Origin of the sequence: Rhizobium sp. S152, from assembly GCF_030380735.1 — a bacterium.
Taxonomy (GTDB): domain Bacteria; phylum Pseudomonadota; class Alphaproteobacteria; order Rhizobiales; family Rhizobiaceae; genus Rhizobium.
This window is the reverse complement of sequence record NZ_JAUDRZ010000030.1, coordinates 707,400-731,547: the sequence shown is the minus strand read 5'-3', so window position 1 is coordinate 731,547 and position 24,148 is coordinate 707,400. Positions and strand designations below refer to the sequence as shown.

At 61.9% G+C, this 24,148-nt stretch carries 23 protein-coding genes and 1 pseudogene; 17 read left to right on the top strand and 7 right to left on the bottom strand.

Going from position 1 to position 24,148, the window contains the following annotated elements; all coding sequences use genetic code 11:
• Positions 1-443 precede the first annotated feature (443 nt).
• Complete coding sequence (locus QTL95_RS28430) at positions 444-1,241, top strand: creatininase family protein (protein WP_289723160.1); 798 nt, start codon at positions 444-446, stop codon at positions 1,239-1,241.
• A gap of 11 nt (positions 1,242-1,252) precedes the next feature.
• Here the strand turns inward: QTL95_RS28430 and QTL95_RS28425 are convergent, their stop codons facing one another.
• A complete protein-coding gene (locus QTL95_RS28425) occupies positions 1,253-2,203 on the bottom strand; it encodes a LysR family transcriptional regulator (RefSeq protein ID WP_289723159.1) in 951 nt (316 codons plus the stop codon).
• 183 nt (positions 2,204-2,386) lie between these two features.
• On the opposite strand from QTL95_RS28425, the gene QTL95_RS28420 reads away from it, so the two are divergent.
• The 6 genes from QTL95_RS28420 (at position 2,387) to QTL95_RS28395 (ending at position 8,442) form a co-directional block, all read left to right on the top strand.
• The gene (locus QTL95_RS28420; protein ID WP_289723158.1) at positions 2,387-3,403 is read left to right on the top strand and encodes an ABC transporter substrate-binding protein; all 1,017 of its coding nucleotides are present in this window, start codon (positions 2,387-2,389) and stop codon (positions 3,401-3,403) included.
• 64 nt (positions 3,404-3,467) lie between these two features.
• A complete protein-coding gene (locus tag QTL95_RS28415) occupies positions 3,468-4,298 on the top strand; it encodes an ABC transporter ATP-binding protein (RefSeq protein ID WP_289723157.1) in 831 nt (276 codons plus the stop codon).
• Positions 4,298-5,140, top strand: a complete 843-nt coding sequence (locus QTL95_RS28410; RefSeq protein WP_289723156.1) for an ABC transporter permease — start codon at positions 4,298-4,300, stop codon at positions 5,138-5,140. The genes QTL95_RS28415 and QTL95_RS28410 overlap by 1 nt, the downstream gene beginning before the upstream one ends.
• Positions 5,140-6,453: a cytosine deaminase gene (locus QTL95_RS28405; protein WP_289723155.1), complete on the top strand. Its 1,314-nt coding sequence runs from the start codon at positions 5,140-5,142 to the stop codon at positions 6,451-6,453. The genes QTL95_RS28410 and QTL95_RS28405 overlap by 1 nt, the downstream gene beginning before the upstream one ends.
• A gap of 1 nt (position 6,454) precedes the next feature.
• Positions 6,455-7,864, top strand: a complete 1,410-nt coding sequence (locus QTL95_RS28400; protein ID WP_289723154.1) for an FAD-binding oxidoreductase — start codon at positions 6,455-6,457, stop codon at positions 7,862-7,864.
• Positions 7,861-8,442 carry an NAD(P)H-dependent oxidoreductase gene (locus QTL95_RS28395; RefSeq protein ID WP_289723153.1) on the top strand — a complete coding sequence of 194 codons (582 nt, stop codon included), beginning with the start codon at positions 7,861-7,863 and terminating at the stop codon, positions 8,440-8,442. The genes QTL95_RS28400 and QTL95_RS28395 overlap by 4 nt, the downstream gene beginning before the upstream one ends.
• On the opposite strand, the pseudogene QTL95_RS28390 reads toward QTL95_RS28395, so the two are convergent.
• From QTL95_RS28390 to QTL95_RS28380, 3 genes and pseudogenes are all read right to left on the bottom strand, one after another.
• Positions 8,439-8,827, bottom strand: a pseudogene (locus QTL95_RS28390) (VOC family protein). The gene QTL95_RS28395 and the pseudogene QTL95_RS28390 overlap by 4 nt on opposite strands.
• A gap of 11 nt (positions 8,828-8,838) precedes the next feature.
• Positions 8,839-9,234, bottom strand: a complete 396-nt coding sequence (locus QTL95_RS28385) for a RidA family protein (RefSeq protein ID WP_289723152.1) — start codon at positions 9,232-9,234, stop codon at positions 8,839-8,841.
• A 55-nt stretch (positions 9,235-9,289) separates the two neighbouring features.
• Complete coding sequence (locus tag QTL95_RS28380; RefSeq protein WP_289723151.1) at positions 9,290-9,967, bottom strand: GntR family transcriptional regulator; 678 nt, start codon at positions 9,965-9,967, stop codon at positions 9,290-9,292.
• A gap of 325 nt (positions 9,968-10,292) precedes the next feature.
• Here QTL95_RS28380 and QTL95_RS28375 point away from each other — a divergent pair, with 325 nt between their 5' ends.
• The 10 genes from QTL95_RS28375 to atzF are packed head-to-tail and all read left to right on the top strand — an operon-like array spanning position 10,293 to position 20,715.
• Complete coding sequence (locus QTL95_RS28375) at positions 10,293-11,417, top strand: BMP family ABC transporter substrate-binding protein (protein WP_289723150.1); 1,125 nt, start codon at positions 10,293-10,295, stop codon at positions 11,415-11,417.
• Positions 11,418-11,435: 18 nt separating this feature from the next.
• Positions 11,436-12,575, top strand: a complete 1,140-nt coding sequence (locus QTL95_RS28370; protein ID WP_289723149.1) for an ABC transporter permease — start codon at positions 11,436-11,438, stop codon at positions 12,573-12,575.
• Positions 12,575-13,501, top strand: a complete 927-nt coding sequence (locus QTL95_RS28365) for an ABC transporter permease (protein ID WP_289723184.1) — start codon at positions 12,575-12,577, stop codon at positions 13,499-13,501. Before QTL95_RS28370 ends, QTL95_RS28365 begins: the two co-directional genes overlap by 1 nt.
• Before the next feature lie 42 nt (positions 13,502-13,543).
• Positions 13,544-14,560, top strand: a complete 1,017-nt coding sequence (locus QTL95_RS28360; protein ID WP_289723148.1) for a formamidase — start codon at positions 13,544-13,546, stop codon at positions 14,558-14,560.
• A 12-nt stretch (positions 14,561-14,572) separates the two neighbouring features.
• Positions 14,573-15,274 (top strand): biuret amidohydrolase, encoded by a 702-nt coding sequence (gene biuH / locus QTL95_RS28355; RefSeq protein WP_289723147.1) that lies wholly within the window; start codon positions 14,573-14,575, stop codon positions 15,272-15,274.
• Entirely contained in the window at positions 15,274-16,326 is a 1,053-nt protein-coding gene (locus tag QTL95_RS28350; RefSeq protein ID WP_289723146.1) for a ring-opening amidohydrolase, read from the top strand. Before biuH ends, QTL95_RS28350 begins: the two co-directional genes overlap by 1 nt.
• A gap of 1 nt (position 16,327) precedes the next feature.
• Positions 16,328-17,878, top strand: coding sequence for an ABC transporter ATP-binding protein (locus QTL95_RS28345; protein WP_289723145.1), 1,551 nt, complete (start codon positions 16,328-16,330; stop codon positions 17,876-17,878).
• Positions 17,878-18,546: a cysteine hydrolase family protein gene (locus QTL95_RS28340; protein WP_289723144.1), complete on the top strand. Its 669-nt coding sequence runs from the start codon at positions 17,878-17,880 to the stop codon at positions 18,544-18,546. The genes QTL95_RS28345 and QTL95_RS28340 overlap by 1 nt, the downstream gene beginning before the upstream one ends.
• Positions 18,539-18,892: a cupin domain-containing protein gene (locus QTL95_RS28335; RefSeq protein ID WP_289723143.1), complete on the top strand. Its 354-nt coding sequence runs from the start codon at positions 18,539-18,541 to the stop codon at positions 18,890-18,892. The genes QTL95_RS28340 and QTL95_RS28335 overlap by 8 nt, the downstream gene beginning before the upstream one ends.
• On the top strand, positions 18,889-20,715 hold the full coding sequence (atzF, locus tag QTL95_RS28330) for an allophanate hydrolase (protein ID WP_289723142.1): 1,827 nt from the start codon (positions 18,889-18,891) through the stop codon (positions 20,713-20,715). The genes QTL95_RS28335 and atzF overlap by 4 nt, the downstream gene beginning before the upstream one ends.
• A gap of 25 nt (positions 20,716-20,740) precedes the next feature.
• On the opposite strand, the gene QTL95_RS28325 is transcribed toward atzF, so the two are convergent.
• Genes QTL95_RS28325 through metG form a run of 3 tightly spaced genes read right to left on the bottom strand, consistent with a single transcriptional unit; the run spans position 20,741 to position 23,922 of the window.
• A complete protein-coding gene (locus QTL95_RS28325; protein WP_289723141.1) occupies positions 20,741-21,574 on the bottom strand; it encodes an MBL fold metallo-hydrolase in 834 nt (277 codons plus the stop codon).
• A 4-nt stretch (positions 21,575-21,578) separates the two neighbouring features.
• Positions 21,579-22,361 carry a TatD family hydrolase gene (locus tag QTL95_RS28320; protein WP_289723140.1) on the bottom strand — a complete coding sequence of 261 codons (783 nt, stop codon included), beginning with the start codon at positions 22,359-22,361 and terminating at the stop codon, positions 21,579-21,581.
• Positions 22,362-22,368: 7 nt separating this feature from the next.
• A complete protein-coding gene (gene metG, locus QTL95_RS28315) occupies positions 22,369-23,922 on the bottom strand; it encodes a methionine--tRNA ligase (protein WP_289723139.1) in 1,554 nt (517 codons plus the stop codon).
• Between the last annotated feature and the right edge of the window lie 226 nt (positions 23,923-24,148).

Sequence of the window (24,148 nt, the reverse complement as noted above, 5' to 3'; positions counted from 1 at the left end):
TCCATGTCGATATGGGAATAGGTGCGGTTCATTGCAGCTTCCTTGCGAGTGACAACCCATTGGTATCATTCGCAAGTCGCACTTCATCCTTGAACCCACCACCCCACAAACAAAAATCGCATAATCTATGTTATGGAACTATCATGGGTATCCACTTGAGCTAGCCGCGCCATCCAGCCGGTCGATCTTTCTCACGTCAAAGCGACCCATAACTTCCCCGAAGTCCATCGCACATCGAGCGTGCAACGCAATCCAGATGTGCGCGGCCTCGTTTGGCCAGCCTATCTGCGGCAAGCGCTTCGATGCAACATCAGCAACGAGGCTCATTGTCCTACTAATTTTGTCTCTCGCAAAAAGGCATCGGCATGGACGCAAATTGATGCTTTTCCCATGCCGCCGTATTGCCTAGTCAATGGCAACCCAGCTTCGAAAGGAACACGGCGATGGCAACCCCATTCTATTGGAACGAGCTCAACACCTACGACTTCGCCGGGCTTTCCGCGGACACCACCATCGCCATCCTGCCGATTGCTTCAACCGAGCAGCACGGGCCGCATCTTCCGATCGCAACCGATGTCGCCATCGCCACAGGGATGCTTCAGGAACTTCGTAGCCAACGTGCTGACGATCTCGACATACTGGTGTTACCGACTCAGGAGATCGGCAAGGCCAACGAGCATATCCATGGTCCTGGCACGCTGTCGCTTGGAGCCGAGCTTCTGATACCGGTCTGGACCGCGATCGGCGCCAAGGTGGCGGAAGCGGGCATTCGCAAGATGGTGATCGTCAACTCGCATGGCGGCAATGTCGACATAATGAGCATCGTCGCGCGCGAACTCAGGGTTCGCTACCAAATGGCGGTGATCTCCACGCAATGGGGCCGCTTCGGCCATCCCGATGGCATGATCAGCGAACACGAGACGCGGTACGGCATTCATGGCGGCGAAGTCGAGACATCACTGATGCTGCACTTCCGGCCGGATCTGGTGCGCATGGAGAAGGCCGAGAACTTCGTCTCCAAGGCCGAATGGATGCGTGAGCAGTCGGACTACATTCAGCCGCTGCCGCCGCATTCGCTGGCCTGGATCGCCCACGACCTCAACCCGAACGGCGTGGTGGGCAATGCTTCGCTCGGCACCGCCGCCAAGGGCGAAGCGATCTGCCGGCACCAAGTCAAGCGGTTCATCGAGATGCTCTACGATCTCAAGCGCTATCCGCTGGTCAATCTTTATTCGAAATAGGACCAGGCCAACTAGGCCGCGGCCGGCTTGTCGCACGCGATATGGCCTTTTTCCTGCAGTTCCTGAACCAGTCCGGCCATTTCGGCCAACAGATATTCGACGAACAGACTTGTCGCTGCATCGAGCGGCGCACGCGCGCGGGCAAACAGCTTCATCGGTTGATGCCGGGCATGCGGCTCGGCAATCGGGCGGAAAACCAGTTCGCCGGCACGGCATTCCGTTACCACGTCCAGTGGGTTCAGCAGCGTGAGCCCTGCCCCGCATTTGACGAGCTTTTTCAACATCTCAGAAGCATTGCTTTCCAAGACGGGTTCGACCGGCACATCGAGCCGCGCCAATGCTAGATTGATCACGTCGCGCAGGCTCGTGCCCGGCTGGGCCAGCAGCAGGCGCTCCTGGACGACATCACCTAGGTTGATCGGCCCCGGGGAGATCAGATGGTGGCCCGGCGGAAGCACGACGCCGATCGGTATGTCGAAACTACCGAGTGAGCGAATGCCCGGCGTAGCGGGAATGTTGAATCCAAGGCCGATATCGACCTCCCCCGACAAGACCGGATTGACCGTTGTAGTGCCGGCATCGTTTCGTATCTGGAAATAGACGCGCGGATGCTCCGACTGGAAACGGGCGATAATCTCGGCGAGCGGGCCTGAGGCCAGCCCGACCGTCGTCACCAGCCGCACCTTGCCGGCCTGCTGCATCTTCAAGCTTCGGATGCGACCCTCCAGGCGATCGTAGTTCTTCAGCACCTCGCGGATATGCTCGATGCAGAGCTCTCCGGCGGCCGTTAGTCTGAGACCGCGCGGGAGCCGTTCGAACAAGGGCGCACCGATTTCCTCTTCGAGCGCGAGAATCTGCCGGTTGATCGCCGAGGACGCGACGTTCAGACGGGCGGCGGCCTTGCGGATCGAGCCAGAGCGGGCGATCTCGTCTATGTACTGAAGCTTCCTGGAGTGCAGCATAATATCCTCGTTGCATCTATTTTAAGCGCGGCGCCCAAATAAGACACAGCCGCGTTCGCAGATGCCAAAAAGGCATCGTTGCGCACGAATTTTGATGCTTTTCAAAGCGCAAGGCAACCGTTCAAATAATGGAAATGAGCGCTATCGAAGTACGCTCCACGGCCTTGAAGGGGAACGCCGCACATGTCCAAAACATTGAAGAATATGGCATATACTGCGCTGCTAGGCTTCGGATCCACTGTCGTCGCGACAGCGCCGGGCTATGCCCTCGACAAGGTCAGCTACGGCACCAACTGGCTGGCGCAGGCCGAGCATGGCGGCTTCTACCAGGCGGTGGCCGACGGCACCTACGCCAAGCACGGCCTCGACGTGACGATCGTCCAAGGCGGGCCCAACGCGGCGAACTCCGCACTGCTGATTTCAGGCAAGATCGATTTCTATATGGGCAGCTCGCAGGGCGAACTGACGGCGGTCGAGCAGGGTATTCCGCTGGTCGATGTCGCCGCGATCTTCCAGAAGGATCCACAGGTGCTGATCGCGCATCCCGACGCCGGTGTCGAGAAATTTGAGGACCTCGCCAAGCTCAACACGCTGTTCCTCGGCAAGGACGGATATCTGACTTTCTTCGAATGGATGAAGGCCAATTACTCCGGCTTCAAGGACGAGCAGTACAAACCTTACAACTTCAATCCCGGTCCGTTCATCGCCGACAAGTCTTCGGCGCAGCAGGGCTATCTGACGTCCGAGCCCTACGAGATCCAGAAGCAGACCGGCTGGGAGCCGAAGGTGTTCCTGCTCGCCGACAACGGCTACACCCCCTACTCCACGGCGATCACCACCACGCAGACGATGATCGATAGCAAGTCCGACGTCGTGCAGCGCTTCGTCGATGCCTCGATCGAAGGTTGGTACAACTATCTCTATGGCGATAACACCAAGGCCAACGAGCTGATCAAGAAGGACAATCCCGAGATGACCGATGGTCAGATCGCGTATTCCATCGCCAAGATGAAGGAATACGGGATTGTCGAGTCCGGCGAGGCACTGGACAAGGGCATCGGCTGCATGACGGACGCGCACTACAAGAAATTCTTCGACGAAATGGTCGGCATCAAGGTGCTGAAGGCCGACACCGACTACACCAAGGCGTTCACCACCAAATATGTCTGCAAGGGCGTGGGCATGGCGCTGAAGAACTAGTCCCGGTTCCCCTCTTCCTCTCGGGGAGGAGGCTTCTGGCAGACGCAAGAAATGAGCGGACCTTATGACTTCATCGCAGCCCCTCCAGTCAGCGACACCAGCCGAAGCCCGCAGGCGGCCGCTCGTTGCGATGAAGCAGGTCTCAAAGATATTCTCCAGCGGCACGGTCGCGCTTTCGGGCATGACGCTGACGGTCGAGAGTGGTGAATTCATCAGCCTGCTCGGGCCATCGGGTTGCGGGAAATCGACGGCGCTGCGGATCATGGCCGGGCTCGGCGACGTGTCATCCGGGACGATCGACTGGCCGAGCTCGCGCATCAATTCGCGCGGACTGCCGGAGGGCGATATCAGCTTCGTGTTTCAGGAGCCGACGCTGATGCCCTGGAAGAACGTGTTCGACAATGTGCACCTGCCGTTGAAGCTGCGCGGCGTGTCCAAGGCGGCGGCGCGTCCAGACATCATGGCAGTGCTTGCGACGGTCGGGCTGCAGGATTTCGCGGAAGCCTATCCGCGCGAGCTCTCGGGTGGCATGAAGATGCGCGTGTCGATCGCACGCGCACTGGTGACGAAGCCAAAGCTGCTCCTGATGGACGAGCCTTTCGCGGCGCTCGACGAAATCACCCGGCAGAAGCTCAATGACGACGTGCTGCGGCTCTGGAAGGAGACCGGCATCACGGTGATCTTCGTCACGCATTCGGTGTTCGAATCCGCCTACCTCTCCAACCGCATCGTCGTGATGAAGGCGCGACCCGGGCGCGTGCATGCCGATCTGCCGCTCCTCACCAGCCTTGAGCGCGACGCGCATTACCGCACCTCGGAGGAATATCGCCGGGCTTGCGAGACGGTCTCGCACTCGCTGATCGGGGCGATCAATGCCGCGAAGGAAGATCACTGATGGCCGATATCGCCGACACTGCCGTCATGGAGGTTACCAACCCGATCAATGCGCGGCGCCGCGACCTGGCGCTGCGGATCCTTGTTCCGGGGCTCACCGTCGCGGTGCTGGTCGTGATCTGGTGGCTCTATGTCAAGCTGTCTGGTGTGCCTCCGTATATCCTGCCGGGGCCGGCAGCCGTAGCCGCCTCTTTTGTCAGCGATTGGGGAACGCTCGCCCCTGCCCTCTGGGTCACCACCAAGATCACGTTCCTCTCTTTGATCCTGGCGCTGATCGGCGGTGTCGGCTTTGCCGTCTTCCTGGTGCAGTCGCGCTGGATCGAGATCGCGTTTTATCCTCTGGCGGTCATCCTGCAGGTGACGCCTGTGGTAGCGATCTCGCCGCTGATCCTGATCTACGCGCCGTCGACGCAGGTGGCACTCTTGATCTGCGCCTTCCTGGTCGCCTTCTTTCCGATCCTGTCGAACATGGTGCAGGGCCTGAAGAGCGTCGATCACAATCTGATCAACCTCTTCGAGCTCTATGGCGCCTCACGCTGGCAGACATTGCTCTATCTGAAGCTGCCGGCCGCACAGCCCTATTTCATGACGGGTCTCAGGATCGGTGGCGGGTTGGCGCTGATTGCCGCTGTCGTCGCTGAATTCGCGGCGGGTTCGGCGGGCGCCGGATCGGGGCTGGCCTTCCGTCTGCTCGAGGCGCAGTACCGCATGAACATCCCTCGCCTCTTCGCGGCCCTGCTGATGCTGTCGCTGCTCGGCGTGGCGATCTTCGCGGTCACCTCATTCATCTCCTGGCTCAGCCTGCATCGCTGGCATGAGAGCAGTTTGAAGCGGGAAAACTGATGACCTATTCCTTCATGTCGCCGCCCAATTCCGCACGCTTCGTTCTGAGCCACGCGACGCTGCCCACTATCGCCGTCGCGGATTACGAGGATGTCTCGGTCGAGGGGCTGGTAAAGGCCGATCTCGTTATCGAGGACGGGTTGATCGCCGCGATCCTGCCGCCCGGTTCGGCGCCGCAGGAGCTTGCGAAATCCGACATGCGCGACGGCATGGTCTGGCCATGTTTCGCCGATGTGCATACGCATCTCGACAAGGGTCATATCTGGGCGCGCAACAGCAATCCGGATGGCACCTTCATGGGCGCGCTGACCTCCGTCGGCATCGACCGCGCGACCCACTGGAACGCCGCCGATGTGCGCAAGCGGATGGAGTTCTCGCTACGCTCGGCCTACGCGCACGGCACCAGCCTGATCCGTACGCATCTGGATTCACCGGCTCCGCAGCATCGCATCTCGTTCGAGGTGTTTGCCGAGGTGCGCGATGCCTGGAAGGACAAGATCGCCCTGCAGGCGGCGGCCCTGTTTCCTATGGACGACATGGTCAACGAGGCCTATTTCGCGGAACTCGTCCAAATCGTTCGTAACACAGGCTGCCTGCTCGGCGGCGTGACGAAGATGAGCGCGGATTTGACCTGGCAGCTCGATACGCTGCTGAAGGCCGCCGCCGACAACGGGCTCGACGTCGATCTGCATGTCGACGAGACCGACGATCCCGGCGCCGAGACGCTGAAGGCGATCGCCGAGGCTGTCATCCGCAACGGCTTCACCGGCAATGTGACGACAGGCCATTGCTGCTCGCTTGCCAGGCAGGATGACGCGCTCGCCAGGCGCACCATCGAACTTGTGCAAAAGGCAAATATTTCAATAATTTCTCTGCCGATGTGCAACATGTATCTTCAGGACAGGTATCCCGGTCGGACGCCGCGCTGGCGGGGCGTGACGCTGTTCAAGGAGCTCGATGCGGCCGGGGTTCGGACCGCCGTCGCCTCCGACAATACGCGCGACCCGTTCTATGCCTATGGCGATCTCGATCCCGTCGAGGTGTTTCGCGAGGCGGTGCGCATCCTGCAGCTCGATCATCCGCTCGACAGCGCCGCACGCATCGTGACCACATCGGCCGCCGATATCGCCGGACGCGCGGATATGGGTCGCATTTCCGTCGGAGCGCCGGCCGATCTCGTGCTTTTCAGCGCCCGGCGCTGGAGCGAATTTCTATCCCGTCCGCAGGCCGACCGCGTGGTGCTACGCCGCGGCAAGGTCATTGATCGCAGCCTGCCCGATTACCGTGAACTCGATAGCGTCGTTGGAGCCTGACATGCCGGATTACCAGAAGATCAAACAGGAACTCGAAGGCATCGCGATCGAGGACAATCCGGCGCTGGTGCGCCAGAAGAGCCGGGACTTCTATTGGTACTCCCCCGTTCTGAAGGCGCAGCTCGACGGCGTCACGGCCGATCTGGTGGTCACGCCGAAAAACGAAGCGGAGGTCATCCAAACGCTGAAGGTGGCGTTCGCCCACGGCGTTCCGATCACGCCACGCGGGGCCGGAACAGGCAACTACGGCCAGGCCATGCCGCTCTCCGGCGGTATCGTTCTCAATCTTGCGGCGATGGACCAGATCAAGGAAATCCATCCGGGCCGGGTGATCTGCGAACCGGGGATCATCATCGCGCAGCTCGACAAGCAGACCAAGGCGCATTCCGGCCAGGAGCTGCGCTTCCATCCATCGACGGCGCAGACGGCGACGATCGGCGGCTTCATCGCCGGCGGCTCCGGCGGCGTCGGGTCGATCACCTGGGGCGGCCTGCGCGATATCGGCAACATCATCCGGCTGCGGGTGGTGACGATGGAGGCCGAGCCGCGTATTCTGGAGCTGACGGGCTGGGACCTGCAGAAGGTCAGCCACGCCTACGGCACCAACGGCATCATCACCGAGATCGAGATGCCGCTCGCGCCGGCCTATGATTGGGTGGATGTGCTGGTCGGATACGACCAGTTCATGGACGGCGTGCGCTACGCGGATGCGCTGGCAAAGTGCAACGGCATCCTGACCAAGGAGATCGCCCCGATTGCCGCCCCCATCCCCTACAGCTACTTCACCCGCCACAAGCCCTATATCCGCGAGGGGCAGTCGGTCGTGGTGGTGATGGTGGCACCGCACTCGATCGATGCTTTCAGCGCGTTCACGGCCTCGCAGAAGGGCGAAATCATATTCCGCTCCGACAAGGTGGAGAGCATGAAGGGCATTCCACATGCCTATGAGCTCGCCTGGAACCACACGACGCTGCGCGCGCTCAAGGTCGATCCCGAATACACCTACCTGCAGGTCCAGTATCCCGGCCCAGACCATGTGGCGAAGGTCGCCAAGATGGTCGAGATTTTCGGCGACGAGGTACCCGGCCATCTCGAGTTCATCAAGTTCGACGGGCAGATCCAGTGCTCCGGCCTGCCGCTGGTGCGCTACACGACGGAAGAGCGGCTGGAGGAGATCATCAAGATCCACCAGGACCACGGCTGCCCGATCTTCAACCCGCACCGCTACACGCTCGAGGAAGGTGGCATGAAGCAGACGGATAAGGTGCAGCTGGCCTTCAAGCACGAAACCGATCCGAAGGGGCTGCTCAACCCCGGCAAGATGATCGCCTGGGAGAACCCCGACTTCGATTTTTCCGCCGGCCAGAACTATCTGTTCCCGGGCCTGGCCTCGGTGATGGAGAGCGCATGAGGGTACTCGTCCTTCACTCACATCCGGTGGAATCGAGCTACGGCAAGGCGCTCTATCAAAAAACGCTGGAGAGCCTGAAGGCGGGGGGCCACGAGGTCGATGGATGCGACCTCTACGCCGAGGAATTCGATCCTGTTCTTTCGCGGCATGACCGGCTGATCTACCACGACTATCCTGAGAACGCCGAGTTAGTGAAGGATCATGTCGAGCGGCTGAAGCGGGCCGAGGGATTGGTGATCGTCACGCCGATCTGGAACTTCGGCTTCCCGGCAATCCTAAAGGGTTATTTCGACCGCGTCTGGCTGCCGGGCGTGTCCTTCGAACTGGTGGAGGGAAAGGTGGAATCCCGTCTCAGGCACATCCGCAAGCTTGGCGCGGTGCTGACCTACGGGGCCACCCCTTTCCGCGCCTTCGTCGCCGGCAATCCGCCGAAGAAAATTGTCAAGCGGGTGCTGAGGGCGCAGATCAACCCGGTGCGCCCGGTAACCTTTCTCGCCCACTACGACATGAACAATTGCACCGAGGAGACGCGCGCGCGGTTTCTGGGCCGGGTGCATGCGGCAATGGAGCGTTTCTAGGGGGAGGTTGGTGCGCCCTGCCCGCCTTGGCGAAACGCGCGGCTGGAAACGGAGACTGGGTTGCCGGAGGGATCGCGGGCATTGGCATAGACATAGCCGTCGGCCTCGTGCTGCGGGCCGAAACCAGCCCTTCGACAGCGCGGCCAACGCAGAAGGCTGCCACGTCCTCCATAGCGAAGATCAGCTTTACTGTCGACTGACCCTGCTTCACTGCCTTTCCCGCCTGATGGACAAGAATGCGGCCGCCGCCACTTTCATTTACTAGCTCGACTATTCTGTCAGCATCATCTCTCACTGCTTTGAAAAAGAAATGCTTTTCATAGAATGAAATCGTGCCTTCAACATCTCGCGCATAGATCACGACGGCTGCGAATTGAACGGTCAAGGTAGCCTCCGTTACGGCGTCATCACCTTCGCCGCCGTCACTTCCACCTCGACCAGAAACTCCGCCCGTGTAAAGCCGCCAACGACGATCAGTGTGGAGACAGGCTTGGGGTCGAGCGTATAGCGGTCGCGCACCGCCATGTAGGCCGGAAAATCCTCCCGGCGGGTCACGAAGCCGGAGATGCGGATCACGTCGGCAAAGGTCATGCCGGCCTCATCGAGGATCGCGCCAATCGCCTTGAAACAAAGCTCCGCCTGGGCGGTGACGCCCTCCGGAATGCCGTCGTCAAGCGCGATACCGAGTTGGCCAGATGTCACGAGTAGCGATGCTCCAGGCGGCACGAGCAGGCCGTGATTGTAGTTGCCGAAGGGCTTTCGAACAGATGGGGGATTGATCGCCTTCTTCATGAAAACCTATATTTCATAGATCGTTATGGTGCATTTCTGATACCCGACAGGAGGATCATTCCGCCTTGTCGGACGCGAATACAATACTGGCATCACTGACGATGGCAACATGCGAATAGGCGGCCTGGCTGGCCGCCGCGCTGTCGCCGCGCATGATCGCGGTGACGATAACATCGTGCTCGTCATATGACTTGGCGAGGCGCCCGGGGAGCCGGAATTGCGCGCGGCGGAACGGTGCCAGGCGTGCCCGGGTCTGCGTCACCATTTCGTAGATATGGTCGTTATGGGCGCCGCGATAGAGCCGGGTGTGGAACTCCGTATTGTGGGCGGCGTAGTCTTCCTGGGCGTTGGCGTGGACCAGCCTCGCCGATGCGCGGTGCTCGAGTTCGAGCGCGTGGCGCTCGTCGACCGTCATGCGCTCGGCCGCAAGCCGCGCGCAGATGGCTTCCAGTTCCGACATCGCCTCGAACATGGAGTGAAGATAGGCTTCCGTGACATTGGCGACGACGGCGCTGCGGTTGGGTTCGCGATCGACTAGGCCCATGGCGCCCAGTTCCCTCAAGGCTTCGCGCACCGGCGTTCTCGAAACGTCGAAACGGACAGCGAGCGAGAGTTCATCCAGCCGTTCGCCGGGATGCATCACGCCAATGACAATCATATCCGCGATGGCCCGCACCATCTGCTCGACGGTGGTGCCCGTGCGTATGACCTGCCTTCGCCTGATCTGCTTCACTTTCGACCTCTATATTGCTTGTTGCATACAGATGATCTTCAGTACTTACAAAGTCAAATAATTTCGTATTTGCCGCATCTTATGGCCGTATGCGAATATCTAAGTGCAGCTTTTCCCGCGTGTTTTCAGTCATGTACGCTCATTTTTCCAGCATGGATGCATTTTTAATCACGCGCGCAGCGAAATCTGCATACAGTTTACGCTCTCCCGCCTCCCCTCTTTTGAAAGTGATGCGATAACAATAACTTAAAATCTGGCACGGTCATTGCATACACTTTTCCTGCCACCATTTGTTTGACGCGGCCACGCCGCAGGGAGAATCGCAATGACCAAACTCCTTTCCATGAATCGCCGCCATTTCCTCCAGGCCTCCGCCGCCGGCGCGCTGGCGGTAACGCCGGGCCTGTTGTCGGGTCGGGTGATGGCACAGACCGCGCTGACCGTCGGCTTCATCTATGTCGGCCCCAAGGACGACTATGGCTATAACCAGGCGCATGCCGAAGGTGCCGCCGCCGTCAAGGCGCTTGAGGGCGTCACCGTGGTCGAAGAGGAAAATGTGCCTGAAACCGTCGATGTCCAGAAGACGATGGAATCGATGATCAACCTCGATGGCGCAACCCTGCTCTTCCCGACCTCGTTCGGCTATTTCGACCCCCACATGCTGGCCATGGCCGCGAAATATCCCGACATCCAGTTCCGCCATTGTGGTGGCCTCTGGCAGGAGGGCAAGAACCCTGCGAATACCGGCTCTTATTTCGGTTATATCGGCCAGGGCCAGTATCTGAACGGGATCGCCGCCGGTTATGCCACGAAGAGCAAGAAGATCGGCTTCGTTGCCGCCAAGCCGATCCCGCAGGTGCTGCAGAACATCAACTCCTTCCTGCTCGGCGCGCGCTCGGTCGATCCCGCCATCACCTGCCAGGTGATCTTCACCGGCGAATGGTCGCTGGCCGTCAAGGAAGCAGAAGCCACCAACGCGCTGGTCGACCAGGGCGCCGACGTCATCACCTGCCATGTCGACAGCCCCAAAGTGGTTGTCGAGACTGCTGCCGGCCGTGGCGCCTTCGTCTGCGGCTACCACGCAAACCAGAGCCCGCTGGCGCCAGAAAAGTATCTCACCGGTGCGGAATGGGCCTGGGGCAACGTCTACACCGATTTCGTCAAGAAGGCGCAGGACGGCGAGAAGCTCGGCAATTTCGTACGCGGCGGCCTGAAGGACGGCTTCGTGAAGATGAGCCCGCTCGGGCCGGCCGTTTCGGCTGAAGCCCGGACCAAGTTCGAGGCCGTCCACGCCGAGATCATGAGCGGCAAGTTCTCGGTCTTCAAGGGGCCGATGAAGGACAACAAGGGGAACGTCATCGTCGCTGCCGACAAGGCGCTCGCCGAGGACGCGATCGAACTCGAGAGCATGGACTATCTGGTCGAGGGCGTCGTCGGTTCCACGGCTTAAGCCAGAGGGAGAAGCGTCATGACAATCGAGGCGAACACTCCATCCCTATCGCCTGCAATCTCCGATACGCCGGCGCGGTCCATCTTGGGACCGTTGCTGGAATGGCTGGCGCGGCGGGCAGAGCCCGTCGTCATCAGCCTTGGCGCGATCCTGGTCGGTCTGGCGCTCTTCTCGCTCTTCATCTTGGCGGTCGACAAATCGCCGGCCGTGCTTTTCCAGCTCATGTATACGGGCGGCTTCGGCAGCTGGTTCTCGGTGCAGAACAGCCTCAGCCGGTCCGCGCCGCTGCTTCTGACGGCGCTCTGCGTGGCGCTGCCTGCAAGGCTTGGTCTGACGATCATCGGCGGCGAGGGCGCGGTGGTGCTTGGCGGCGTGGCGGCTGCAGCGATTGCCCTTCCCTTCATCGGCACGCTGCCCGCTATTCTGGTGCTGCTTCTGATGGCGGCGGCCGCCATGGTGGTCGGCGGTATCTGGATCGGCTTCGCGGGCTTCCTGCGGCACTATCGCGGGGTCAACGAGACGATCTCTTCGCTGCTGCTTGCCTATATCGCGATCGCGCTGATGAACCAGTTCGTCGAGGGGCCGCTGCGCGATCCCGCGAGCCTCAACAAGCCCTCCACAGCGCCGCTGCCGGCGGAGTACATGATGGGCAAGATACCCGGCATGGACGTGCACTGGGGTCTGGTGATCGGTATCGTTGCCTGTATTCTCTCCTGGATCCTGATCGAGGTGACGAGCTACGGCTTCGCTGCGCGCATCGCCGGCGGCAATGTGCGTGCAGCGCAGATCCAGGGGTTGCCGGTGGGACGGCTGATCGTGGGCTTCACCGCGATCGCCGGCAGTTTCGCCGGGCTTGCCGGCATGATCGAGGTCGCTGCCGTCCAAGGTGGCGCCAATGCCTCGATCGCGGCTGGCTACGGCTATACCGGCATCCTCGTCGCGTTCCTGGCGCGACACAATCCGTTGGCGATCATTCCCGTCGCCATCCTTCTCGGTGGCATCGATGCCTCGGGCGGGTTGATCCAGCGGCGCATGGGCCTGCCGGATGCGACCGTGCTGGTGCTGCAGGGGACGCTGTTCGTCGTCATCCTGCTGTTTGAGACCTTCTACGGTCGCTTCAAGATCTTCAACCCCGACCTTTGGAAGAGGAACCCATGATGGACGAGACCGGTATCGGCATATGGGGCGTACCACTGGCGATTTTGGCCGGCGCCATCCGCGTCTCCACGCCCTTCATCTTCGTCAGCCTCGGCGAGACGATCACCGAACGATCGGGGCGCATCAATCTCGGGCTCGAGGGTACGCTGGTGTTCGGCGCGATGACGGCCTACGCGGTCGCTGTGATGAGCGGATCGGCATGGCTCGGCGTGCTGGCGGCGATGGGCACCGGCGCCGTATTCGGCCTCGTACACGGCTGGATCTGCAAGTGGCCGAAGGTCAACGACATCGCCATCGGCATTGCCATGATGCAGTTCGGCCTCGGGATGGCCTTCTTCCTCGGCAAGCCCTTCATCAAGCCGGTGGCGCCGCACCTGCCCTCGATCCCGCTCGGCGGCTGGTCGAGCCTGCCACAGGTGCAGGCGGCGCTGAACATCAATGTGCTCTTCGTCATCGGCGCGCTGCTCGCCGTGGCGCTGTGGTGGGCGTTCAAAAATACGCGCGTCGGTCTGATCCTGCGCGTCGTCGGCGACAGCACGGATGCGGCGCGCGCCATGGGCATCGATCCGGATCGTGTCCGCTTGCTCGCCACGGCCGCAGGCGGATCGCTGGCGGCGGCGGGCGGGGCTTATCTCTCGCTCTACTATCCGGGGTCGTGGAACGAAGGCATCTCTTCCGGCCAGGGCCTGATGGCGGTGGCGCTGGTCATCTTCGCGCGCTGGAACCCGATCGGCTGCTTCCTCGCCGCCCTGCTGTTCGGCGGCGCAGGTGCGCTCGGCCCTGCCCTGCAATCGGTCGGCGTCACGCAAGGCTACTACCTGTTCTACGCGGCACCCTACGTGCTGACGCTTGCCATCCTGATCGCCACCTCCTCGCCCACCCGCTCTCTCGCGGGTGCGCCGGGGGCCCTGTCACTAACAAAATAAGTCACTCACCAGACAATTCTGTTTCGAAATAAGGATTTAGCCATGAACGGTCTCGGCGGCCTCAACAAATCCGAACACGGCGTTGGCATCGGCCTCGTACAGCTGCAGCTTCCCGTGACTGTCACCAAGGAGGATCTGGCGCGACAGACGCAGGTGATCGTCGACCTTGTCGGCAAGGCGCGGCGCAACCAGCCGGGCATGGATCTCGTGGTGTTCCCCGAATATGCGCTGCACGGTCTGTCGATGGACATCAACCCTGACATCATGTGCCGGTTGGATGGGCCCGAGGTCGCGGCCTTCAAGAAGGCGTGCCTGGACAATAAAATCTGGGGCTGCTTCTCGATCATGGAATTCAATCCCGGCGGCATGCCCTACAACTCCGGCATCGTCATCGACGACACGGGCGAACTGAAGCTCTATTACCGCAAGATGCATCCCTGGGTGCCGGTCGAGCCGTGGGAGCCGGGCAACCTCGGCATTCCCGTCATCGACGGCCCCAAGGGCGCCAAGCTGGCGCTGATCATCTGCCATGACGGCATGTTCCCGGAGATGGCGCGGGAATGCGCCTACAAGGCCGCCGAAATCATGATCCGCACGGCGGGCTATACCGCGCCGATCCGCGATAGCTGGAAATTCACCAACCAGTCCAACGCGTTCTGCAACCTCATGGTCACGGCGAGCGTGTGCATGTGCGGCTCGGATGGCACTTTCGACTCGATGGGCGAAGGCATGATCTGCAACTTCGACGGCTCGATCATCGCCCACGGCACATCCGGTCGCGTCAACGAGATCATCACCGCTGAAGTGCGGCCCGATCTGGTGCGTGAGGCGCGCCTCGGCTGGGGCGTCGAGAACAACATCTACCAGTTCGGCCATCGCGGCTATGTCGCTGTCGCGGGCGGCGCGGGCGACGCGCCCTACAGCTACATGCACGACCTGATCGCGGGCCAATACAAGCTGCCGTGGGAAGCGGACATCAAGATCACCGACGGCACGTCCTGCGGCTTCGACAAGCCTGTCAGGCGCTATGGCGAAACACTCAAGCTCGCTGGCGAATAGAGGAGACGGACGATGGACATGATGACCGAGGCAAAAGAGCACTACGTCAAGGCCGATCCCTATCCCTGGCCCTATAACGGTGCACTACGCCCCGACAATACGGCCCTCATCATCATCGACATGCAGACCGACTTCTGCGGCAAGGGCGGCTATGTCGATCACATGGGCTACGACCTGTCGCTGGTGCAGGCGCCGATCGAGCCGATCAAGGCGGTGCTGGCAGCGATGCGCACCAAGGGGTACCACATTATCCACACGCGCGAGGGTCACCGGCCTGACCTCGCCGACCTGCCAGCCAACAAGCGCTGGCGCTCGCAGCGGATTGGCGCCGGCATCGGCGACGCCGGGCCCTGCGGCCGCATCCTCGTTCGCGGTGAGCCGGGCTGGGACATCATTCCCGAGCTTTATCCTCTTGAGGGCGAAGTGATCATCGACAAGCCGGGCAAGGGCTCGTTCTGCGCCACGGATCTCGAACTGATTCTCAACCAGAAGCGCATCGAGAATATCATCCTCACCGGGATCACCACCGACGTCTGCGTCTCCACCACCATGCGCGAAGCCAATGATCGCGGCTTCGAATGCCTGCTGCTGGAGGATTGCTGCGGTGCCACCGACTATAACAACCACCTCGCCGCCATTCACATGGTGAAGATGCAGGGCGGCGTGTTCGGCTCGGTCTCCAATTCCAAGGCCCTGATCGAGGCGCTCGTCTGATGTCGTCGATGCGTGCCCAAGTCTTTCGCGTGCCGGCCGACGGGCCGGATGATGTCTCGGGCGTCGAGGCGCTGTTCGCTGCCGGCCTGAAGCCGGAGAGCGTGGTGGCTATTCTCGGCAAGACCGAGGGCAATGGCTGCGTCAATGATTTTACCCGCGGCTATGCGACATCGAGCTTCGAGGCGCTGTTTCACCGACATAGTGTCGAGGGCGTGTCGATCGTGATGTCCGGTGGCACCGAAGGGGCGCTGTCGCCGCACTGGACGGTGCTTGCCCGCGAGGAAACTGACGCGCCTGCGACGCGGTCGCTGGCGATCGGGGCGGCCCGGACGCCCGCCCTACCCTCGCATGATCTCGGACGTCGGGCACAGGTGCTGATGGTGGCCGATGCCGTGAAGGCGGCGATGCGCGATGCCGGTATTGATGATGCTGCCGACGTACATTTTGTGCAGATCAAATGCCCGCTTCTCACCACACAGCGGATCGCCAAGGTCGAAGCATCCGGCAAGACCGTTGCCACGCGCGATACGCTGAAATCGATGGGGCTTTCGCGTGGAGCGTCGGCGCTCGGCGTGGCGGCGGCGCTCGGTGAGATCGATGCCGACGCGATCACCGACAGCGATATCGGCACGCGCCACGACCTCTACTCGCGCTGCGCTTCGGCATCCGCCGGGGTCGAACTGCTCGATCACGAGATCGTCGTGCTCGGCATGAGTTCCAGATGGTCAGGGCCGTTCCAGATCGACCATGCTGTCATGCAGGACGCAATCGATGTGCAATCGGTCAAGGCAGCCTATGCGCGGCTGCCTGGGGGCAAGCTTGCGGCGGTGCTGGCCAAGGCGGAGCCAGACCCGAGTGGTCAGGTGCGCGGCAACCGGCACACCATGCTTGGCGATTCCGACATTTCAGGCACGCGCCATGCCCGCGCCTTCGTCGGCGGCGTGCTTGGTGGCGTGTTCGGGATGACCGATCTTTACGTCTCGGGTGGCGCCGAGCATCAGGGGCCGCCCGGTGGCGGCCCAGTAGCAATCATCGTCGAAAAGGAGACCTGAAGTGAGCATAGTCCGCGACACGCCTCTTCCGCAGGCCGGCAAGGCCGTCGGCATCCAGACGCTCGACATGACCATGCGCTTCGGCAGCTTCACGGCGCTCGACCATGTCTCGGTCGATATCCCCGCCGGCAGCTTCCATGCGCTGCTCGGAGAAAACGGCGCCGGCAAGTCGACGCTGGTGAAATGCATCATGGGTTTCTACCACCAGACCTCCGGCTCGCTGTCGGTGGATGGGCGCGAGGTGGCGGTCGCCTCACCCAAGGATGCGGCGACCTATGGACTCGGCATGGTCTACCAGCACTTCACGCTGGTGCCGTCGCTGACGGGCGCCGAGAACCTCGTCATCAGCCGTGCCGCAGTGCCCGCGATCATCAACTGGGCCAAGGAGCGCAAGGACCTTGCCGCCTTCATGGAGCGGATGCCGTTCAGGATTCCGCTCGACAGGCCGGTGAGCGAGTTGGCGGCCGGCGAGAAGCAGAAGCTGGAGATCGTCAAGCAGCTTTATCTCGGCCGATCCTTCCTGGTGCTCGACGAGCCGACCTCGGTGCTGACGCCTGCAGAAGCGGATGAAATGCTCGGGCTGGTGCGCGGGATGACCGAGCGCGGTGAGCTGACCGTCCTGATGATCTCGCACAAGTTCCACGAAGTGACCAAGTTCGCGGATGCCGTCTCCATTCTCCGACGCGGCAAGCTGGTGGGATCAGGCAAGGTCGGCGAGCTCTCGACATCGGACATGGCGGCGATGATGATCGGCGACGTGAAGCTTGCGGAACTAGACACGCGCGTACCGGTGTCCTCGGCCGCCAAGCCGGTGCTCAAGGTCGAGAAGGTGAAGGCGCCGGATCGCTCCGGACTGAAGACCATCGAGATCAACAGCCTGACGGTGCGGTCCGGCGAGATCGTTGGGATCGCCGGCATTTCGGGCAACGGCCAGAAGGAGCTGACGGAAATCCTCGCCGGCCAACGGCCGACCGATGCGGGCACGGTTGAGGTCAACGGCGACGCCTATGGCGCGACGCGGCCGGAAACGCGGCGCAACAATGTGCGCTTCATCCCCGAGGAGCCGCTGCAGAACGCCTGCGCGCCGAAGATGACCGTCAGCGAAAACCTGGCGTTCCGCACCTTCGATCTAAAGGCCGATGGAAAGGATGCGATCTGGCTGAGCAAAGGAAAGATGCGCAAACGCGCCACCGACCTGATCGCCGATTTCAAGGTCAAGACCGCGTCGTCCTCCTCGCCCATCGCCGCCCTGTCGGGCGGCAACGTGCAGCGGGCGGTGCTGGCGCGCGAGCTCACCGGCGAGGTCGATCTGCTGATTGTGTCCAACCCATGCTTCGGCCTCGATTTTTCGGCGGTGGCAGAGATCCGGGCGCGGATCATGCGGGCGCGCAATTCGGGTGCCGCCGTGTTGTTGCTTTCGGAAGACCTCGATGAATTGTTGGAGATGTCGGACCGCATCATGGTGATCTCCGAGGGCAAGCTCGTCTACGAGACGCCGGCGCTGGCTGCCGATATCTCCGTCATTGGCGCGCATATGGCGGGGCATCACTGATGGCTGAGATCAGCGCGCAACCGTTTTCCTTTCCCTTTAGAAAACAAGAGATCGCGCTCGTCGTCATCGACATGCAGCGCGACTTCGCTGAGCCAGGCGGCTTCGGCGCCAGCCTCGGCAACGATGTCGGTCGCATCACCAAAATCGTGCCCGAGGTCAAGCGGCTGATCCAAGGCTTTCGCGATGCCGGGTTGCCGGTCATTCACACGATGGAATGCCATCGCCCTGACCTCTCCGACCTGCCGCCGGCCAAGCGCAACCGGGGCAAGCCGAGCCTCAGGATCGGCGACGAGGGGCCGATGGGGCGCATCCTGATTGCAGGCGAGCCGGGTACGGCGATCCTGCCGGAACTCGCGCCCATCGAAGGCGAAGTCGTTATCGAAAAGCCGGGCAAAGGCGCCTTCTACGCAACCGAACTCAGCGACGTGCTGAAGGAAAAAAGCATCAAGCAGCTGGTGTTCGCGGGGGTGACGACCGAGGTCTGCGTGCAGACGACGATGCGCGAGGCCAACGACCGGGGTTACGAATGCCTGCTCTGCGTGCAGGCGACCGAAAGCTACTTTCCGGAATTCAAGGAAGCCGCCTTTGCGATGATCCGCGCCCAAGGGGCGATCGTCGGGTGGACGGCCGATATCGATGACATATTGGAGACGATCAGCCATGCCTGAGACGACGCGCGAACTGCTGACATCGGGTGGGTGGAGAGACCTGCCGTTCGGACCGTTTCGCGATGCCGTGACGATCCACTGGATCAAGCCCTTCGAGGGTGACCAGCCGGGCGTCGCTTTGCTGAAATACGAGGCCGGCGCTTCCGTGCCACGGCACCGGCATGAGGGGCTGGAGACGATCCTTGTGCTCGATGGCGTTCAGTCGGACGAAGCTGGCGACTATGGCAAGGGCAGCTATGTCGTCAATGCGATCGGTACCGAACATTCGGTGTGGAGCGACACGGGCTGCGTGGTGCTGATACAGTGGGATCGGCCAGTGAAAATTCTTGAGGAGGAAGCGGCATGAGCAACGGACCTGCTTTCGACATCGCTTCGCTGCACGCGTTCTACGCCGGCGGTGGCACAGCGGCCGAGATCATCGATCAGGTGTTCGCACGGATCGCTACCGTCGACGATCCCGGCATCTTCCTTCATCTGGCCGATCGCCAGTCTCTGGTAGCAGAGGCGGCCGCTCTCGGCGCCTTCGATCCAGTGGCAAAGCCGCTGTGGGGCGTACCATTCGCCGTAAAGGACAATATCGACGTGGCCGGCATGCCGACGACGGCGGCTTGCCCTGACTACGCTTATAAGGCAACCGCCGATGCGACAGTCGTGCGGTTGCTCAGGGAAGCGGGTGCGCTTGTGATCGGCAAGACCAATCTCGATCAGTTCGCGACGGGCCTTGTCGGCGTCCGCTCGCCCTATCCGATCCCGCGCAATGCGATCGATCCGATGCTCGTGCCGGGCGGATCGAGCTCCGGGTCGGCGGTGGCGACGGCGCAGGGGATCGTCAGCTTCGCGCTCGGGACGGACACTGCCGGTTCCGGCCGCATTCCAGCCGGGCTGAACAACATCGTCGGGCTGAAGCCCAGCGTCGGCGCGCTGTCGACCGCTGGTGTCATTCCCGCCTGCCGGACACTCGACTGCGTGTCGATCTTCGCGCTTTCCGTCGATGATGCATGGCGCGTCTTCAGTGTCGCCGCCCGAGAGGATGGCGAGGATGCCTACTCGCGAGCGGTGTCGGCGACCGGCTACGGACGGTTGCCACCAATGCTGACGATCGGCGTGCCCGCGAAGGCGGACCTGCGCTTCTTCGGCGATGCCGTCATGGCGGCAGCCTATGAGGATGCGCTCAATATGCTTCGGGGTCTCGGTCATCGGATCGTCGAGGTCCCGTTCGGCGATTTCTACGATGTTGCCAACCTGCTCTACGAGGGTGCCTGGGTTGCCGAGCGCTATGCGGCGGTGAAGGACTTCTTCGATGCGAGCGAAGAGGCCTTCCACCCGGTCACCCGCAAGATCTATGGCGCGGCCAAGGAACTGACGGCGGCCGATGCCTTCAACGGTTTCTATGCGCTGCAGGCGATGAAGCGGAAGCTCGCGCCTGTCATCGCCTCTGTCGATCTCTTCTGCGTGCCGACGGCGCCGAGCCATTACACGCTTGCCGATCTCGCCGCCGAGCCGATCCGCGAGAATTCGCGGCTCGGAACCTACACCAACTTCGTCAACCTGCTCGACATGTGCGGCATCGCGGTTCCCACCGGCAAGCGTTCGGACGGCCTGCCGGCGAGTGTCACCCTGCTCGCGCCCTTCGGCCGAGATGGGCTGACGGCGTCACTCGCCAGCGACATCCACCGTGCATCTGGGCTGACGCTGGGTGCTACCGGCTGGTCGCTTCCAAGCACCGAAGAAAGGAAGGCAGGGATCGACGATGCCGGGATCGATATCGTCGTGGTCGGCGCACATCTCTCTGGCATGCCGCTCAACGTACAACTTCGCGATCTCTATGCGCAATTCATGCGCGAGGCGCGGACGACGGATTCCTATCGGCTGTATGCGCTTGCCGGCCAGGTACCAGCGAAACCGGGGCTGATCCGTGTCGCGCAGGGCACTGGAGGGGCGATTGACGTGGAGGTGTGGCGACTGACGCCGGACGCCTTCGGTCGCTTCGTGGCCGCCATCCCCTCGCCGCTCGGGATTGGCAGTATCTCGCTGTCGGATGGAACTGCGGTGAAGGGGTTTCTGGTCGAGGCGGCGGCGATCTCCGGCGCCACCGATATCACCGCCTATGGCGGTTGGCGCAACTATGTCGAGGCGGGATCACAGCAGAAGGCCGGCGGCGCGCGATAAGACGACGCGGGCGGAACGCGTGGGCTTAGTCTCCGTGCTCCAGGCTTTCCAGTTCGACCTCGAAGCTCATCTGGTCATACGCGGGGACGACGTGATCCGGCGTCTCGCCCATGACTGTGTCGTAATCCAGCGGCGTGTGCATATGGGTGAGGATGGCGCGCTTGGGCTGCAGGCGTGCTATCCAGTCGAGCGACTGTTCGAGCGACAGGTGGCTCGGATGATAGCGATACTGGAGCGCGTCGATGACGAGGACATCGAGGCCTTCCAGCTTTGCAATAGTTTCGGGCGGGAAATCACTGATATCGCTACAATAAGCGACATCGCCTACCCGGAATCCCAGCGACGTGATGTCGCCATGCTGCTGCACGTGCGACCGTAGCGAAATGGTGCCGCCGGCGCCGGTGATGCGCACCGGGCTTTCGATATCCTCGATCAGCCTTGCTTCCACGATCGGCGGATAATTGCTCCCCGGCGGGGTTTCCAGGCAATAGCCGAAGCCCTGGCGAATACGGTCCATGGTAGGCCGGTCGGCGTAGATCGGGACGCGCTGCTGGGACCCGAAATAATAGCCGCGCAGATCGTCCAGCCCATGGATGTGATCGGCATGCGCGTGCGTGTACATCACCGCATCGACGTGTTCGACCCTGGCGGCGATCATCTGCTCACGAAAGTCGGGACCGGTATCGATGACGACGGTGGTCACACCGCCGTTGTCGTCATATTGCTGGATCATGAAGGCGGCGCGGGTGCGCCGGTTCTTCGGATTGTCGGGATTACAGGCACCCCAATCGCCGGTGATGCGTGGAACGCCCGGAGACGAGGAACAGCCGAGAATGGTGAACCGCCGCCTGTAGCCCACCGTGTCAGATCCTTGGCATCTTGGAGAAGCAACGGAAGGCATTGTCCGTCGTGATCGCGGCCATCTCGGCATAGCTGAGGCCGAGAGTCTCGGCGAGCACTTCCGCCGTGTTGACAACATAGGACGGCTCGTTGCGCTTGCCGCGCCAGCGCTTCGGCGCGAGATAGGGCGCATCGGTCTCGACCAGCAGACGGTCGTGCGGGACGGTGGCGGCGATGTCGCGCAGCTCCTGCGACTTCGGGAAGGTCAGGATGCCGGAGAAGGAGATGTAGCCGCCGAGCTCGACACCAACGCGCGCCAGATCCGCGCCGGCCGAAAAGCAATGCAGGATGAAGGGGAAGGCGCCCTTCCCCGTTTCCTCGATCAAGATCGCGGCCATATCCTCGTCGGCGCTGCGGCTGTGAATGACCAGCGGCAGTTTGGTTACGCGGGCGGCCTCGATGTGGCGCAGCAGCCCGGTCTTCTGATCCTCGGGCTTCTGCGTGTCGTAGAAGTAGTCGAGACCCGCCTCGCCGATCGCCACCACCTTCTCATGCGCATTCGCCAGACGGATCAGGTCTTCGGCTTGGATGTCCAATTCTTCGTCGGCATTGTTGGGATGCGTGCCGACGGAGCAGAAGACGGACGGATACTTCTCGGTGATCGCAAGCAGGCTGTCGAGCTTGCGCACCCGTGTGGAGATCGTCACCATCTGCTTGACGCCGCTGTCGTGCGCACGTTTGACGATCTCGTCGCGCTCCTCTTCGAAGTCGGCGAAATCCAGATGGCAATGGGTATCGATCAGCATCTTTGCCTCACGCCTTCGGCGCGACGTAACGCGGGAAGACCGGCGTCGGCGCTTCGAGCGGCGTGCCCGAAACCAAGCGACCGGTTTCACCCAGCACCGTAAAGTCGCGCTGGTCGGCGGCTGCACCAACGAGATCGAGCAGCTTTTCGGCGGAGCCCGGAACGAAGGGCTGCAGCAGGATAGCGATCTGGCGCACAACTTCGGCCGTAACGTAAAGTACGGTCCCCATGCGATCAGGATCGGTATCCTTCAGCGCCCAGGGCTTCTGGCCAGCGAAATAGCGGTCAGTCTCGGACACAACAGCGATAATGGACGTCAGCGCGCGATGGATGAGCTGGTTGCCCATGTCCTCGCGCGTCGAAGCGAGCAGCGAGTCGACGGCATCAAGCATCGCCTTGTCCTCGTCGGTCAGCGGACCGCAGACGGGCACCCTGCCTTCGCAGTTTTTGCCGATCATCGACAGCGATCGGCTGGCGAGGTTGCCGATGCCGTTGGCGAGGTCGGCGTTGATGCGGGTGCCAATCGCCTCTTCGCTGCAGTTGCCGTCATGACCGAACGAGATTTCGCGCATCAGGAAGTAGCGGATCGCGTCGAGGCCGAAATGCTCGATGAGCTCGAACGGATCGAGCACGTTGCCGAGCGACTTCGACATCTTCTCGCCGCCCTTGGCCAGCACGAAACCATGCGCGAAAACGCGCTTGGGCAGCGGCAGCTTGGCCGACATCAGGAAGGCAGGCCAGTAGACGGCGTGGAAGCGGATGATGTCCTTGCCGATGATATGGACGTCGGCCGGCCAATACTTGGCGCGTGGGCCGTTCCTGTCCTCAAGGTAGCCGGTGGCTGTGAGGTAGTTGGTCAGCGCGTCGACCCAGACGTACATCACATGCTCAGGATCATTGGGCACTTTGATGCCCCAGTCGAAGGTCGTGCGCGAGATCGACAGATCCTTCAGCCCCGACTTGACGAAGGCGATCACCTCGTTGCGGCGCTCGGCCGGGCCGATGAAATCGGGCTCCGCTTCGTAGAGGGCCAAGAGCTTGTCCTGGTATTCGGAGAGCTTGAAGAAGTAGCTGGCTTCCTCCACCCATTCGACGGGCGTGCCCTGCGGTCCGTAGCGCACGCCGTCGGCGCGCAGCTCGGTCTCGTTTTCCTGGTAATAGGCCTCGTCACGCACCGAGTACCAGCCGGCGTAGCTGTCCTTGTAGATGTCGCCGGCATCGGCCATCAGGTTCCAGATGTTGCGCGACGTCTCGTGGTGACGCTCCTGCGTGGTGCGGATGAAGTCGTCGTTCGAGGCGTTGAGGAGCTTGGCCATCGCCTGGAATTCGCCGGAATTGCGGTCGGCGAGTTCCTGCGCGGTGATGCCTTCGGCGCGAGCCGTCTGCTGCATCTTCTGGCCATGCTCGTCTGTGCCGGTCAGGAAGAACACGTCCTTGCCGTCGAGGCGCTGGTAGCGCGCCATGGCATCCGTCGCGATCAGCTCGTAGGCGTGGCCGATGTGCGGCTTGCCGTTCGGGTAGGAAATCGCGGTGGTGATGTAGAAGGGTGTCTTGTCTGTCATGGCGGCCATTCTCGTGCGGCTTATTCTTTGAAATTTATATGCCGCTCCTTAGCGCATGTGGCGGCGAAGCGAAACACTAAGTTTCGAAAGGCGCGAGGGATTTACCGCGTGCAGGCGTACCGCACTTGACTCGTTTTTGAGCACATTCTACCCAAAGAGGACGCTCACACGAGGGGACTCGCAGTTTGACATCACCGGTTCCCCGCGACAGCATCGACCGCGCAAG

Excerpts from the sequence above, each read along its gene's own strand:
- QTL95_RS28340 (WP_289723144.1), top strand. The coding sequence starts at position 17,878 with ATGGCTGAGATCAGCGCGCAACCGTTTTCCTTTCCCTTTAGAAAACAA.
- QTL95_RS28430 (WP_289723160.1), top strand. The coding sequence starts at position 444 with ATGGCAACCCCATTCTATTGGAACGAGCTCAACACCTACGACTTCGCC.
- atzF (WP_289723142.1), top strand. The coding sequence starts at position 18,889 with ATGAGCAACGGACCTGCTTTCGACATCGCTTCGCTGCACGCGTTCTAC.
- QTL95_RS28335 (WP_289723143.1), top strand. The coding sequence starts at position 18,539 with ATGCCTGAGACGACGCGCGAACTGCTGACATCGGGTGGGTGGAGAGAC.
- biuH (WP_289723147.1), top strand. The coding sequence starts at position 14,573 with ATGGACATGATGACCGAGGCAAAAGAGCACTACGTCAAGGCCGATCCC.
- QTL95_RS28410 (WP_289723156.1), top strand. The coding sequence starts at position 4,298 with ATGGCCGATATCGCCGACACTGCCGTCATGGAGGTTACCAACCCGATC.
- QTL95_RS28350 (WP_289723146.1), top strand. The coding sequence starts at position 15,274 with ATGTCGTCGATGCGTGCCCAAGTCTTTCGCGTGCCGGCCGACGGGCCG.
- QTL95_RS28385 (WP_289723152.1), bottom strand. The coding sequence starts at position 9,234 with ATGAAGAAGGCGATCAATCCCCCATCTGTTCGAAAGCCCTTCGGCAAC.
- QTL95_RS28400 (WP_289723154.1), top strand. The coding sequence starts at position 6,455 with ATGCCGGATTACCAGAAGATCAAACAGGAACTCGAAGGCATCGCGATC.
- QTL95_RS28370 (WP_289723149.1), top strand. The coding sequence starts at position 11,436 with ATGACAATCGAGGCGAACACTCCATCCCTATCGCCTGCAATCTCCGAT.
- QTL95_RS28360 (WP_289723148.1), top strand. The coding sequence starts at position 13,544 with ATGAACGGTCTCGGCGGCCTCAACAAATCCGAACACGGCGTTGGCATC.
- QTL95_RS28320 (WP_289723140.1), bottom strand. The coding sequence starts at position 22,361 with ATGCTGATCGATACCCATTGCCATCTGGATTTCGCCGACTTCGAAGAG.
- QTL95_RS28425 (WP_289723159.1), bottom strand. The coding sequence starts at position 2,203 with ATGCTGCACTCCAGGAAGCTTCAGTACATAGACGAGATCGCCCGCTCT.
- QTL95_RS28420 (WP_289723158.1), top strand. The coding sequence starts at position 2,387 with ATGTCCAAAACATTGAAGAATATGGCATATACTGCGCTGCTAGGCTTC.
- QTL95_RS28375 (WP_289723150.1), top strand. The coding sequence starts at position 10,293 with ATGACCAAACTCCTTTCCATGAATCGCCGCCATTTCCTCCAGGCCTCC.
- QTL95_RS28395 (WP_289723153.1), top strand. The coding sequence starts at position 7,861 with ATGAGGGTACTCGTCCTTCACTCACATCCGGTGGAATCGAGCTACGGC.
- QTL95_RS28415 (WP_289723157.1), top strand. The coding sequence starts at position 3,468 with ATGACTTCATCGCAGCCCCTCCAGTCAGCGACACCAGCCGAAGCCCGC.
- QTL95_RS28365 (WP_289723184.1), top strand. The coding sequence starts at position 12,575 with ATGGACGAGACCGGTATCGGCATATGGGGCGTACCACTGGCGATTTTG.
- QTL95_RS28405 (WP_289723155.1), top strand. The coding sequence starts at position 5,140 with ATGACCTATTCCTTCATGTCGCCGCCCAATTCCGCACGCTTCGTTCTG.
- metG (WP_289723139.1), bottom strand. The coding sequence starts at position 23,922 with ATGACAGACAAGACACCCTTCTACATCACCACCGCGATTTCCTACCCG.